Source organism: Acinetobacter pittii (assembly GCF_022449185.1).
Classification (GTDB): domain Bacteria; phylum Pseudomonadota; class Gammaproteobacteria; order Pseudomonadales; family Moraxellaceae; genus Acinetobacter; species Acinetobacter pittii_I.
Window position 1 is genome coordinate 153,986 of record NZ_JAKUKO010000004.1, and the last position, 12,516, is coordinate 166,501.

General features: G+C 39.2%; 13 protein-coding genes. 6 read left to right on the forward strand and 7 right to left on the reverse strand.

The window, feature by feature from the left end; genetic code table 11:
- Positions 1 to 15 precede the first annotated feature (15 nt).
- The 3 genes from leuD (at position 16) to leuB (ending at position 2,477) form a co-directional block, all read left to right on the forward strand.
- Positions 16 to 663 carry a 3-isopropylmalate dehydratase small subunit gene (gene leuD / locus MKX14_RS11035; RefSeq protein ID WP_108009387.1) on the forward strand — a complete coding sequence of 216 codons (648 nt, stop codon included), beginning with the start codon at positions 16 to 18 and terminating at the stop codon, positions 661 to 663.
- A gap of 112 nt (positions 664 to 775) precedes the next feature.
- Positions 776 to 1,360, forward strand: a complete 585-nt coding sequence (locus tag MKX14_RS11040) for a hypothetical protein (protein ID WP_046811456.1) — start codon at positions 776 to 778, stop codon at positions 1,358 to 1,360.
- A 37-nt stretch (positions 1,361 to 1,397) separates the two neighbouring features.
- Positions 1,398 to 2,477: a 3-isopropylmalate dehydrogenase gene (gene leuB / locus MKX14_RS11045; protein WP_002114882.1), complete on the forward strand. Its 1,080-nt coding sequence runs from the start codon at positions 1,398 to 1,400 to the stop codon at positions 2,475 to 2,477.
- Positions 2,478 to 2,529: 52 nt separating this feature from the next.
- On the opposite strand, the gene MKX14_RS11050 is transcribed toward leuB, so the two are convergent.
- Positions 2,530 to 2,937, reverse strand: coding sequence for a hypothetical protein (locus tag MKX14_RS11050; RefSeq protein WP_240282445.1), 408 nt, complete (start codon positions 2,935 to 2,937; stop codon positions 2,530 to 2,532).
- A 175-nt stretch (positions 2,938 to 3,112) separates the two neighbouring features.
- On the opposite strand from MKX14_RS11050, the gene MKX14_RS11055 reads away from it, so the two are divergent.
- Positions 3,113 to 3,484 (forward strand): lysozyme inhibitor LprI family protein, encoded by a 372-nt coding sequence (locus tag MKX14_RS11055; RefSeq protein WP_240282446.1) that lies wholly within the window; start codon positions 3,113 to 3,115, stop codon positions 3,482 to 3,484.
- A gap of 51 nt (positions 3,485 to 3,535) precedes the next feature.
- Here the strand turns inward: MKX14_RS11055 and infA are convergent, their stop codons facing one another.
- Positions 3,536 to 3,757, reverse strand: a complete 222-nt coding sequence (infA, locus tag MKX14_RS11060; protein WP_001284370.1) for a translation initiation factor IF-1 — start codon at positions 3,755 to 3,757, stop codon at positions 3,536 to 3,538.
- 263 nt (positions 3,758 to 4,020) lie between these two features.
- Here infA and MKX14_RS11065 point away from each other — a divergent pair, with 263 nt between their 5' ends.
- Entirely contained in the window at positions 4,021 to 5,031 is a 1,011-nt protein-coding gene (locus tag MKX14_RS11065) for an AraC family transcriptional regulator (protein WP_046811473.1), read from the forward strand.
- Positions 5,032 to 5,057: 26 nt separating this feature from the next.
- Here MKX14_RS11065 and truA read toward each other — a convergent pair whose 3' ends face one another.
- From truA to asd, 5 genes are all read right to left on the reverse strand, one after another.
- On the reverse strand, positions 5,058 to 5,855 hold the full coding sequence (gene truA, locus MKX14_RS11070; RefSeq protein ID WP_240282447.1) for a tRNA pseudouridine(38-40) synthase TruA: 798 nt from the start codon (positions 5,853 to 5,855) through the stop codon (positions 5,058 to 5,060).
- Between the two features lie 20 nt (positions 5,856 to 5,875).
- Positions 5,876 to 6,841, reverse strand: coding sequence for an asparaginase (gene ansA / locus MKX14_RS11075; RefSeq protein WP_108009393.1), 966 nt, complete (start codon positions 6,839 to 6,841; stop codon positions 5,876 to 5,878).
- Between the two features lie 58 nt (positions 6,842 to 6,899).
- Positions 6,900 to 8,192 carry a hypothetical protein gene (locus tag MKX14_RS11080; protein WP_240282448.1) on the reverse strand — a complete coding sequence of 431 codons (1,293 nt, stop codon included), beginning with the start codon at positions 8,190 to 8,192 and terminating at the stop codon, positions 6,900 to 6,902.
- A gap of 59 nt (positions 8,193 to 8,251) precedes the next feature.
- Positions 8,252 to 9,598 carry a type IV pilus assembly protein FimV gene (locus tag MKX14_RS11085; RefSeq protein ID WP_240282449.1) on the reverse strand — a complete coding sequence of 449 codons (1,347 nt, stop codon included), beginning with the start codon at positions 9,596 to 9,598 and terminating at the stop codon, positions 8,252 to 8,254.
- A 148-nt stretch (positions 9,599 to 9,746) separates the two neighbouring features.
- The gene (asd, locus tag MKX14_RS11090; RefSeq protein ID WP_005066045.1) at positions 9,747 to 10,865 is read right to left on the reverse strand and encodes an aspartate-semialdehyde dehydrogenase; all 1,119 of its coding nucleotides are present in this window, start codon (positions 10,863 to 10,865) and stop codon (positions 9,747 to 9,749) included.
- Between the two features lie 187 nt (positions 10,866 to 11,052).
- Between asd and MKX14_RS11095 the strand changes: the two genes are divergently transcribed.
- On the forward strand, positions 11,053 to 12,162 hold the full coding sequence (locus MKX14_RS11095) for an endonuclease/exonuclease/phosphatase family protein (RefSeq protein WP_240282450.1): 1,110 nt from the start codon (positions 11,053 to 11,055) through the stop codon (positions 12,160 to 12,162).
- Positions 12,163 to 12,516 lie beyond the last annotated feature (354 nt).

The following is a 12,516-nucleotide window of genomic DNA, read 5'->3' on the forward strand; positions in this document are numbered from 1 at the left end:
GGTCTGGAGCAAACCATGAAAGCTTATACAGTTGAACAAGGTATCGTTGCACCATTAGATCGTGCCAATGTTGATACAGATTTAATTATTCCAAAACAGTTTTTAAAGTCGATTAAGCGCACTGGTTTTGGCGACAATTTATTTGATGAGCTTCGTTATTTAGATGAAGGTTATCCAGGACAAGACAATTCAGTACGTCCAAAAAATCCGGATTTCGTTTTAAACCAGCCACGTTATCAGGGAGCAACAGTTTTAATTGCTCGTACGAACTTTGGTTGTGGTTCAAGTCGTGAGCATGCACCTTGGGCATTAAACGAATATGGATTCCGTACTGTTATTGCACCAAGCTTTGCTGATATTTTCTTTAATAACTGTTTCAAAAATGGCATGTTACCTGTCATTTTGCCAGAAGAGACAGTTGAGCAGTTATTTAAAGAATGTGCTGCTAATGAGGGATATCAATTAACAATTGATTTAGCAGCTCAAGAAGTACGTACTCCAACAGGTGAAGCGTTTAAATTTGAAGTTGATCCATTTCGTAAGCACTGTTTGTTAAATGGCTTGGATGATATTGGTTTAACGCTTCAAAATGCGGATGCAATTCGCGCTTATGAAGAAAAAACTAAACAAGTTCGTCCTTGGATATTCCAAGAGTTAAATTAACCTTTTGGTACATTTTAAACATAGCCATGGCGTAGCGTTCAAACTCTTGCTAACATGCTAAAGCATAAAAACACCTTAAAATTATGCACTAGATGAGGATTGGGCTTGAACAATGAAGAGGAACGTTACTCATAGCTTTTTGTTGAGCCTGTGCGCAATAACACTCAGTGCTTGTCAAAGCACTTACAATGTAGTGGATACTGTCCGTATTAAGCAGGCTGAACAAGAAAATTTGGGGCAGAATGCAACAATATATTGTTCGGGCGCGAAGAGTTGTGAATTTGAACGACTAAATGATATTACTGTGGTAGATGCACAAACACGAAGAATTAGTAATCAGGCAATTCATCAAGGGATTGTGAGATTACAAGGTTCAGTGCTTAGCCAAACTAACAGCTTATATTTATCTGTGCCTGCTAAACAATATGAAGTGGTGATCCGTTTCTATCCGATTTCTCCAGATCGGGCCGAAACAATCCATGTTATTCACCAGTTTAATGCCAACCATCGCTATACATTTAAAATGTACCGAGACAAAACTAACCGTTCCGGTAGTTTGCTGAATGTCTCTGTACCAGATCCGTTGTGTGTTGACTTAGAACAAGATGAGCGTGTTATTCGCCGTTTCTGTCGACCATTTAATGTGATAACAGGGCTAGGTGAATTCGTCGAACAGAAAAAACTAACCCCACGGTAGTTATAACGCTGCTTGTCTTTGAAAATGGAAAAAGTTCATGTCTAAACAGATTTTAATTTTAGCTGGTGATGGTATTGGTCCTGAAATTGTTGGGGCGGCAGAAAAAGTATTAAATACAGTAAATGAAAAATTTAATTTATCATTAACTTGGGAACATGGCTTATTAGGCGGCGCGGCAATTGATGCACATGGTGAACCGTACCCAGCAGTAACAAGTGAACAAGCAAAAAAAGCTGATGCTATTTTATTAGGCGCCGTTGGTGGACCAAAATGGGACACTATTGAGCGTTCTATTCGTCCTGAACGTGGTCTTTTAAAAATTCGTAGTGAACTTAACTTGTTTGCTAACTTGCGCCCAGCGATTTTATATCCCCAATTAGCAGATGCTTCTAGCTTAAAGCCTGAAATTGTTGCTGGCTTAGATATTTTAATTGTCCGTGAATTGACTGGCGGTATCTATTTCGGTCAGCCACGTGGTATCCGTGAACTCGAAAATGGTGAAAAACAAGGCTATAACACTGACGTTTATTCTGAAAGTGAAATTAAGCGTATTGCAAAAGTAGCTTTTGAACTTGCAGGCTTACGTGGTGGAAAGGTTTGTTCTGTAGATAAAGCTAACGTTTTGGAAGTTACAGAGCTTTGGAAACAAACAGTTACTGATTTACAGCAAGCAAATTATTCAAATATTCAGCTTTCACATATGTATGTCGATAACGCTGCCATGCAACTTGTACGTGCACCGAAACAGTTTGATGTGATCGTAACGGGTAACTTGTTTGGTGACATTTTATCTGATGAAGCAGCAATGCTTACAGGTTCAATCGGCATGTTGCCATCGGCTTCGTTAGATGAAAATGGCAAAGGTATGTATGAGCCTTGTCATGGTTCTGCACCTGATATCGCGGGTCAAAATGTAGCAAACCCATTAGCAACCATTCTTTCAGTTGCGATGATGCTTCGTTATACCTTCCGTGAAGAAGCTGCTGCTAAAGCAATTGAAGATGCAGTAGGGCAAGTACTTGATCAAGGTTTACGTACAGCCGATATTATGTCTGAAGGCATGACTAAAGTTGGTACAGCCGAGATGGGTGAAGCTGTTGTAGCCGCTCTTGCTTAAAAGCTTCTTATAAAAAACGCAGCTCAATGCTGCGTTTTTTTGTGCCTATGTTTTAACAGGCTTTACCTTCGTATTGAATAGACTCGGCAATATCATTTTTAAGCTGAAAAATTACCTTGCAATTGAAATTAATATCATAAGAATTGCCGCTTAGATTTCCTGATTGGACAGGAATAGAGCTTCCTCTCATATCGACATTATTTACCATCGGAATTGGGATATTTAGTGGACGCAAAATCGTATAGATGAGCTGATTGGATGTTTTTTGTGGTGTATAGGCGACTTGAAAACCAAGACTACGTAAATTGATATCTTGTTGAATGGTCGCCGATGATTTACCTAAAAAGCCTTTTAAGTATTCCTGTAAATCTACCGATTGACGTGGGTGGCTAGCACAACCGTTAAGACAAATAATGATGAAAGATAATAAGCCAATTTGGCATTGGGTATATATGTTCATTTTTCTCACTATATAAAATTATATTTATTATTAAAGAACAATAGGTTGTATTTACAAGCTTGTAAAGCAAAAAAGGAGGATTAAGATAAATGGAAGGTAAATTTGTCTTTCGATTTATCAATTATATTCGAATCACTTTAATAATAATTTTATAGAAAACTTAAGGAAGAAAAGTATGGGAAAAATAGTTTTTGCTTTTTTATGCAGCTTTGGAATGACTGCGGTCTATGCAGATAACTGTGATAGTGCCCGCAATACTTACGATGATATTTACTGTACAAATAAAATTTATGCGAGTGCTGATGCTGATCTGAATAAGAATTATCAAGCACTGCGAGTAAAGTTAAACACCGCGCAGAAAAATATTCTTAAGAAGTCTCAGCTTGCATGGATACGTCAACGTGATGCCGAGTGTACAGATTCAAATAGGAATAGTGTAGACGTGCAATGTCGTTTACAGACAACGCAAGAAAAAAACCATTGGCTGCAAGAAAGATTGCGTGAATGCCAAACGGTGGGATGTAAAACCAGTCGCTTAAGTGAATAAATAACGCAATAAAAAAGCCACATCATAAAGTGGCTTTTTTGCATTCACTAATTAGCGAGCACGGTACGTAATACGACCTTTAGTTAAGTCATATGGAGTCATTTCGACTTTTACACTGTCGCCAGTAAGAATACGAATATAGTGTTTACGCATTTTACCAGAAATGTGTGCAATAACTTCGTGACCGTTTTCAAGACGTACACGGAACATCGTATTAGGAAGCGTTTCGGTGACAACGCCTTCGAACTCAATGAGTTCCTCTTTATTGGCCATAGCCTACCTGATGATCAAATTGGAAAGGCGCAAATTATAGTCAATTTTTTAAAAAAAAACAAGATGGACACACTTCTGCTAAAGCATCTGGTTAAAGTATGACTAATAAAAAAAGATGTAATTTTTTTCACAAAAGAAGTGTAATTCTGTTGTCAGTTTGGTCAATCAACGCTAATCTAAAATCATAGTTATTAGGGACTGTTAATTGCATAAAGGTCAACAGCCCTAAATATCAATGAAGTATCTACATGGAAGGGCACTGCGTGGGTCAGCTAACAGATGCATCAGTTGTATTACGCTTTGGCTACCAAGCGATTCGTCGTGCGGGTTTGCCAACAGAAGAAATATTAACCAAAGCGGGAGTTGCTTTAAATCAGGTCGATACCAATGCACGTACACCGTTAAGTGCACAGTACGCCTTTTGGACTGCCGCTCAGGAAGTCAGTAAAGATCCAGACATCGGTCTGCATTTAGGTGAACATTTGCCTTTATATCGAGGGCAGGTGATTGAACATTTATTTATTAGTAGTGAAACCTTTGGCGAAGGCTTAAAACGAGCCTTAGCTTATCAACGACTCATTAGTGATGCTTTTGATGCAAAACTAGTAGTGGAAGATGGTCGTTGTTATTTAACCAATGGTGAACAAATTGGTGCTGACAATCTCGTTAATCGCCATTTCTCTGAATGTGCAATTTCGGGCGTGCTTAGATTTTTTAAGTTCATTACTGAAGGGCAATTTCATCCGATCTTCATCGATTTTAATTTTAGCGAAGGCGCTTCTGAGGATGAATATTTCCGTGTATTTGGCTGCCCGGTTAGCTTAGGTCAGAAAGAGACACGTTTATATTTTGACCCAGCTATTTTGGATTTCCAGCTTTGGCAAGCAGAGCCTGAGTTATTGCAATTGCATGAGCAGCTTGCGATTGAAAAGCTACAGGAATTAGCTCGTTATGATTTAGTGGGTGAAGTTCGTCGTGCGATTGGTTCAACCCTCGAAAGCGGAGAAACAACTTTAGAGACGGTTGCTGCTCAGTTGAATATTACCCCGCGTCGCTTGCGCACTCAGCTCAGTGAGGCAAATACCAGTTTTCAGCAAATACTTTCTGACTATCGTTGTCGTTTAGCTAAAAAACTTTTGGCAAATACCAGTGAGAGTGTTGAACGTATTGTATATTTAACAGGTTTTTCTGAACCAAGTACGTTCTATCGTGCATTTAAGCGTTGGACGAATGAAACACCTGTGGAATACCGCAAGCGTAAACAGCATCGTTAGATAAGTATGTGTAAAGTTGGCTAAGCTTACTCAGGTAAGTTTAGCCAATGTGGCCCAAGTGGTGGCTGTGGCAAATCAAACTGCTCAGGATAATTACACTGAATAAAATAAAGACCGTCGGGTGGGGCTGTTATTCCTGCCGCTTTACGATCTTGTGCCGCAAACATCGCATCGATATGATCAATCTCATACATACCTTGACCAATTTCGAGTAAGCAACCGACAATATTACGCACCATATGGTGTAAAAAACCGTCTGCTTGAATATCTAACACCAAATAGCGACCATGTTCAAATAGACGGCAATGCGTTACATGTCGTACAGGTTTATTGGACTGACATGCTGCTGCGCGAAAAGTTTCAAAGTTATGCGTACCTTCAAATTTACTGGCAGCTTCAATCATCTTTTGCACATCTAGCTTTTGGTAAATGTGCGTAACTTGCTTGTATAATAGTGCTGGGCGATGAGGTGCGTTATAGATGATATAGCGGTAACGTCGAGCAGTCGCTTTAAAGCGGGCATGAAAATTTTCATCCATCAGTTTAATCCACTGAATGGAAATATCTTTAGGTAGTTGACTATTTGCCCCTCTTAACCATCCCGTTTCTGGACGAATAGCGTTCGTGTCGAAGTGTGCCACCATGTTGGTTGCATGTACACCTGCATCTGTTCGACCTGCACCATGAAGTGCAATAGATTCATCTGCAATTTTGCTGAGCACACGCTCAATTGTTTCCTGAACGCTGGCAACGCCTGGCTGTTGTGTTTGCCAACCTCGGTATTGAACTCCGCTAAATTCAATACCGACCGCATAACGTTGCATAGCTTTACCTCTATTTAATGCTAATTTTCATTCCAATGGCTTAGCCATTGTTCTGGGGTTGAGTATTTTAAATAGATTTGAAGCGCTTTTGCATAAAGATCTGCATGGCTATGCGCATCACTGATGACAATTTTTGCAGTTTTGGCCCATGCACTAATCGCATAACGCTGATCAATACCACCGAATGTTACCTGAGTCGTAAGAATCGGAACACAACCACGAGCATATAACTCATCTAATGTTTCGAGTAATTCTTGGTTTACTGCAATATTGCCAGTACCAAAACCTTGTAACACTAAAAAGTGTGGTGGGGCAGAAAGTAAGTGACGTAATTGCTGTACTAAATGCTGTGTTGCAATCGGTTGCATCATCCAGTTTAAAATCTGGAAGGAAGCAGCTCGTTCAATTTGAGCATCTTGTACGATCAATTCATTTTGCTGAGGCGTAAACTCAGCTTCACTACTTAACCCTGAAAATGCATCAAGTTCAGTTGTATGCGTTTTTAATGCAGTTTGCGCATGGAATACTTGATGGTGAAATGCAAGATAAGCACCCACAGGTAAAGCAATCACTTGTTCTAATGCAAGATATAAGTTTTCAATTGCATCAGTAAATTCACGGGTGTTATCGCCTTGAATATTGAGTAACGGGTATTGGCTACCGGTAATCACAATATGACAGCTTTGGCCTAAAAAGCGGGCTAGGGTCGCAGCCGCATAACTAAGCGTGTCTGTACCATGAATAACAACGAAATGCTGATAACCTTCAAGCTGTAGTTGTTGTATGCGTTGAATCAGGCGTAACCAGTCAGGTGCCGTACATGCACTGCTATCAACAATATTGGGTGCAGCAAAGCAGTCAACTGTTAAGTGTGGAGGAATCACTTTTTCAAGTTGAGGCAAGAATTGCTCATAAGGCATAGGAGCTAGAGGTTCACCAATGCAACCAAAAGTACCACCCATATAAAATAAGGCTATTTTTTTCATATTTTTGCAGGCATAAAAAAGCAGTCATCTCTGACTGCTTATGGTAAATCGAACAGATCTAAGAAGCTATGCGATTAAGTAAGTTTTTCGCGCGTTGTTGTTGCTCTGTGTTGAATTTTTGCTCATTGCTTGCCAATAAGGCTTGAGCTGCTGGGTAGGCTCCTAACTTGATGTATTGCTCAGCTAGTTTTAGATCAAGTTCATTTTCATCTAACTGTTTTAATTCTGGAAAAGCTTCTACAAGAGGGTCTTTAGTTTGATCTGAGGTGGTTTCTTCGTGTACTAAATCTATATGATTTTGAGTTTCAATCTCTGGTGCTGTAACTAATGCAGGCTCGTCTAGCGAAAACTCAAGAGGTGCGATAGAAGTCGCTTCTAATGGCGCTTGTTCTACGAGTTTAATTTCATCTAATGATGGAGCTTGTTCAACAGATTCCGTCTCTGAACTTGAAGGATTTAAGTCAAGGTTAAAATCTAATACACTGACGCTACTCTCTTGATCTGCTTTTACTTCTACTGCTTGAGTTTTTTCCTCAGTTTCATGCAGAGGTGCCAGATCAAAAGAAAATTCTAAATCAGCTAGCTCATTTGTTTCTTTAGATGACGATACTTCGGGTACTTGCTGAGGTGTTGATACTTCTGGTTCATGTACAGGTTGGTTGGTATTTTCTGTAGCCGCAGTTTTTTCAAATGAAAAGTTGAATTCTAAAGGTTCAACTTCAACAGCAGGTTCTTGTTTTACAGGTACGTAGTCTTTCTGCAAGTCATCAAAAGAAGTCTCAGAAGAGCTTGTTGTTAATTGGTCAAACTGAGCTGTTGCATCAGGTGTATTTTTTGGCTCCTGATATGTTTGAGCTTGAGGAAACTCAATAGCATCAGGTTGTTTTGATGACTCATATTCTTTTTTTCTAGCTTCTGCTTTAATTGCGATTTCATTTAATGCCAAGCTGTGAATATGGCTAATAAGTTGTTGAATCGCGAATTCATCTTTTTGAGCAATATGCACTTCAAGGAGTAATAAATACAATTCGTGTTGGGTATTGTCTTTCTTTAGTGCCTGATTGACTTGAGCTTCGGCCGCTGAAAACAGCTTTTCTTGAATGAGTTGTTGAATATTTTGACGAACAGCTTCCGGTACAGGACTACTTTGTGGAAGAGTAGGTACGACTTCTTCGACTAAATTGACTTTGCTTTTTTCACGCGAGCTTTTACTCGATTTAACACTCGCTTTTTTGCCCGATTTTTTACTTATACTTTTTGGGGAAGTGGTCTCTTGTTTTTGGCCATTCTCGCGCTTTTTTAAAACAACGGCGACCACGAGTAATATGATAAACGGAATCACATATAACATTACTTTCCCCTTAAAAAATAAAATTTTGCAATGTAAAGCGAGCTAACTCTGGTTTTAACTTAATGTTTTTGCTTGTGAGTTTGCTGCTGCGCTTTTAACTGCTGTTGTAACTCTGCCAAACGCGCATTTAAAAGTTGAATACGTTGGTCTTTTAAACGTAAAGTTTGACTTAATTCGGTTACATTCCTTTGTAATGTAACGGTTTTTTCTCTTGTTGTCATAACTTTTACTGCTAACTCAGTATTGTTTTGACTTTGTTGTGTGCTCTTTTTAGCACTTCCATGCATAGAATTTGGGCTGTTCTCTGCCACAATACTCATTTCGGCTTGTTGTAAACGGTATTTTGCTTTGCTAGAAGGTGATTTAGTAGTAGATGCGTCAGTTTTTGACTTGTTGTGTTTAGATTGAGTAGCAGGAGAGTGTGCTAGGTTCAGCGCAACTCCCTGACGTAAACGATTTACATCACCTTGAATAAAAGCATGTCGGTTTTGTGTTTGAATATCATGCATGACTTTCGCAACAGGTTGTTGGGTTTTTGCTGCAATACGATTAGCAATGCTCCATAAAGACTCATTTCGCTGTACCACATATTTACCTGATGATGCTGGTCCTTTGTAGGAACTTAACGATTGTTTCTTTGCAGGATTTTGGTTAAGCGCTTTTTGAGGTACAGATTTCTTTTGCGCTGTTAGATTTTTGACCGGAGTTTTTGGTGAATTATTTGTAGGTGTCTTCGCGCTGGTTGGTTTAATTTCTGTCTGATCTGGAGTAGTAGCTGTTGTAACTTGTTGAGCAACCTGAGTAGAAGGATTTGCACTAAGTGTATTGGATGAATTTGTATTTACAGCTGGAGCAGTTCCAGCGTTAATATTAAGACTGTGTTCACCATTCGAATTATTTGTAGTTGAGGCCGAAGTTGGTGATGCATATCGAGTACTTTCTGGCAGATTTAAAGCAATATCTTTTTCATTGACAATAAACTGAGGTGATAAAGTTCTTTCGTTATTTTCAGTCTTTTTTATAGGCGAAGGCTGAATTACGGTTTTGATATGCTGCAAACGTGTGGCAGAACCTTCACTAATTTTTACCACAATATTTAGTTCAGGATCGATAATAGGGCGAGATGAGGTAATAACAATAACCCCTGAGCCTTGACCGTTTTGGCGTGTATAAAAATTAAGATTTCCGGGCGGTTGATGAGTTACGCCTAACGCGCTTAAATCTTCGGGAGTCGCTAAACTAACCTGTAATGTAGCGTTAGGGTCAGCTTGTTGGAAATTCATTTCAGCATATAACAAATCGCCGGGTGCGGACTGAATTTGTATAGGGTCTAATGTAATCGCATAAATAGAAGGCGAAGACATAATGGTGAAAATGGCAATTTTTAATTTGTTATAAACAGTCATCTCAATCCATGACCTAATAAGTCGTAAAGTCGTTCAAAATTATACAATAATGAAATGTAAATAAATTGTAAAATTTTCACAAACCAGTTGCGAAAAAGCCGATCTAATGTGATCGGCTTTTTATTTTGACTGAATAATTCAAATCAAATTATGAGCTTTTGTATTCAACTAAAATACGTAACATGCGACGTAAAGGCTCTGCAGCACCCCAAAGTAACTGGTCACCCACTGTAAATGCACCTAGATACTCTTTACCCATGTTGAGTTTACGTAGACGACCTACAGGCACAGTTAAGGTACCAGTTACAGCAACAGGTGTAAGGTCAGTCATAGACGCTTCACGAGTGTTTGGTACAACTTTCGCCCATTGGCTTGAAGTACGAATCATATCTTCGATTTCATCAAGCGGCACGTCTTTTTTCAACTTGATAGTAAGTGCTTGTGAGTGGCAACGCATTGCACCAATACGCACACAGTGACCGTCGATAGGAACAATTTGTGAGTTACCCAAAATCTTGTTGGTTTCAACTTGACCTTTCCACTCTTCTTTTGATTGACCGCTTTCAAGTTGCTTATCAATATAAGGAATTAATGAACCCGCTAATGGCACACCAAAGTTAGCAGATGGGAAGCCTTCACCACGTTGTAACTCGGCAACTTGACGATCAATATCCAAAATTGCAGATTTAGGATCATCTAACAATGTTTTAGTATTGTTGTATAAGTAGCCCATACCAGTTAGTAGCTCACGCATGTTTTGTGCGCCAGCGCCTGATGCTGCTTGATAAGTCATAGCAGTCATCCACTCCACCAAATTATTTTGGAAAAGTGAACCTACACCCATCAACATAAGTGATACTGTACAGTTACCACCTACGAAAGTTTTGGTGCCGTTAACCAATCCGTCTTTGATGACGTTAAGGTTTACTGGGTCAAGAACGATGATTGCATCATCTGACATACGTAAAGTTGAAGCTGCGTCAATCCAGTAGCCATCCCAACCAGTCGCTTTTAACTGTGGGAAAACTTCAGACGTATAGTCACCACCTTGACAGGTAATAATGACATCCATTTGCTTCAGACTATTAATGTCTGTAGCTTCCATAAGTGCTGGGGCAGTCTTACCACCAAATGAAGGAGCTTCACCACCTGCATTACTGGTAGAGAAATAAAATGGCTCAATATGAGCAAAATCATTCTCTTCAACCATACGTTGCATAAGGACGGAACCGACCATCCCGCGCCAACCGACCAGACCTACTTTCATGTCATTTTGCCTCGGTGCGTTAAAATTGTTAGGGGGAGTTGAGTGTATCAAAAGTGTCCACAACTGCAAGCGTTACAGAAACAAAACACCATCTTTATTGAGTAGAATATCTTGTTTATGTTACATACAAAATTGATAAAGATGACAAAAACTTTAAAAAACAAATCATCTTAAAAGAGAAAATTCAATGATTTATATCGAAGTTCTAGCTGGTCTGGTGATTTGGTTAAGTTTCTGGTCACTTATTCCTCGCGATGAGTGGTGGTTTCGTGGTGCCGACTTTCCTCGGTTGCAGATTCTATTTGTTGGTCTTTTAGCCTTTGTAGGCATGCTGTTTTGGCCCACCGAATGGAATCTCTGGCGTGAAGTCGTGCTGGCTGCGCTCATTGCTGCCATTGCCTATCAGCTTAAAATGATTTTGCCCTATACTTTGTTTTGGAAAAAACAGGTTAAACAGGTGAAGACATCTCAATTAGATCCACAAAAGCAGATTTCCTTAATTGTATCGAATGTGCTCACTCCTAATGATAAGTATCATTTATTGCTTGAACAGATCAGGACATTAAAACCAGATTTGCTGCTTACATTGGAAAGCGATACGACATGGGAAAATGCTTTAAGAGAGATTGAAAGTGACTATCCTTATCGCGTTCCTGTACCTTTAGATAATCTCTACGGCATGCATTTATATAGCCGTCTACCTTTATCAAATACTGAAGTTAAATTTATTCTCAGTGATGAAATTCCCTCCATTCATACCACCGTGACTTTACGATCTGGTATGCCAGTTCAACTCTATTGTTTGCATCCTAAGCCACCTAGTCCAACTGAGGCGAAGGATTCGACTTTACGCGATGCTGAACTTTTAATTGTGGGCGACCAAATTAAAGATCTAGATGAAAGCTGTATTGTGATGGGCGATTTAAACGATGTGGCATGGTCACGTACTACACGGTTATTTCAACGAATTAGTGGGTTACTTGACCCACGAGTTGGACGACATTTCATTAATACTTTTCATGCAGATTATCCATTGCTGCGTTGGTCTTTAGACCATATTTTCCATAGTACTGATTTTGGTTTGGTGAAAATGCAGCGTTTACCTCATGTTGGATCTGATCATTTTCCTGTCTATGTGGTTTTGCAGACTGGTCGAATATTCGAGCATATTCAAGAGGAACTGGAACAAACTCAAGATGATGAAGAAGAGGCGAAAAGTGCTATAGAGGAAGGTATTGCTAAAGCAGAAAAGGAAGAAAAGATTGTGACTGATAAAATTGCGCAGCCTTATAAATAAAAAGAATATAAAAAATTGATGTAAGCAATATCTTACAAAGATTTGAGTCTAGGCCGAATAGGCAGAGGGTTATAAAAACCTTATTCTACATTCATCGGCACACGGAACTGGGAATGGATAGTCCCATGTAAGGATACATAAAGCTGATATGGAATAGCATCACGGATCAGATGTTGGAACGGAAACGATAAAAATAATTATTAACCTGAAAGCACAACCTCATTTACCCGAGTTTTGCAGGACGCAGAACTCGGGTTGATATTTTTATATCCCTTATTTAATTCTGTGTAAATAAAATAAATATTTTTAAGCTAATCTTAATGTTTAAATCTATTTAATAATCGATAAATATCC

What these genes read in the sequence shown, in the direction of transcription:
- leuD (WP_108009387.1), top strand. Translation starts at nt 16, where the DNA reads ATGAAAGCTTATACAGTTGAACAAGGTATCGTTGCACCATTAGATCGT.
- MKX14_RS11040 (WP_046811456.1), top strand. Translation starts at nt 776, where the DNA reads ATGAAGAGGAACGTTACTCATAGCTTTTTGTTGAGCCTGTGCGCAATA.
- leuB (WP_002114882.1), top strand. Translation starts at nt 1,398, where the DNA reads ATGTCTAAACAGATTTTAATTTTAGCTGGTGATGGTATTGGTCCTGAA.
- MKX14_RS11050 (WP_240282445.1), bottom strand. Translation starts at nt 2,937, where the DNA reads ATGAACATATATACCCAATGCCAAATTGGCTTATTATCTTTCATCATT.
- MKX14_RS11055 (WP_240282446.1), top strand. Translation starts at nt 3,113, where the DNA reads ATGGGAAAAATAGTTTTTGCTTTTTTATGCAGCTTTGGAATGACTGCG.
- infA (WP_001284370.1), bottom strand. Translation starts at nt 3,757, where the DNA reads ATGGCCAATAAAGAGGAACTCATTGAGTTCGAAGGCGTTGTCACCGAA.
- truA (WP_240282447.1), bottom strand. Translation starts at nt 5,855, where the DNA reads ATGCAACGTTATGCGGTCGGTATTGAATTTAGCGGAGTTCAATACCGA.
- ansA (WP_108009393.1), bottom strand. Translation starts at nt 6,841, where the DNA reads ATGAAAAAAATAGCCTTATTTTATATGGGTGGTACTTTTGGTTGCATT.
- MKX14_RS11080 (WP_240282448.1), bottom strand. Translation starts at nt 8,192, where the DNA reads ATGTTATATGTGATTCCGTTTATCATATTACTCGTGGTCGCCGTTGTT.
- MKX14_RS11085 (WP_240282449.1), bottom strand. Translation starts at nt 9,598, where the DNA reads ATGACTGTTTATAACAAATTAAAAATTGCCATTTTCACCATTATGTCT.
- asd (WP_005066045.1), bottom strand. Translation starts at nt 10,865, where the DNA reads ATGAAAGTAGGTCTGGTCGGTTGGCGCGGGATGGTCGGTTCCGTCCTT.
- MKX14_RS11095 (WP_240282450.1), top strand. Translation starts at nt 11,053, where the DNA reads ATGATTTATATCGAAGTTCTAGCTGGTCTGGTGATTTGGTTAAGTTTC.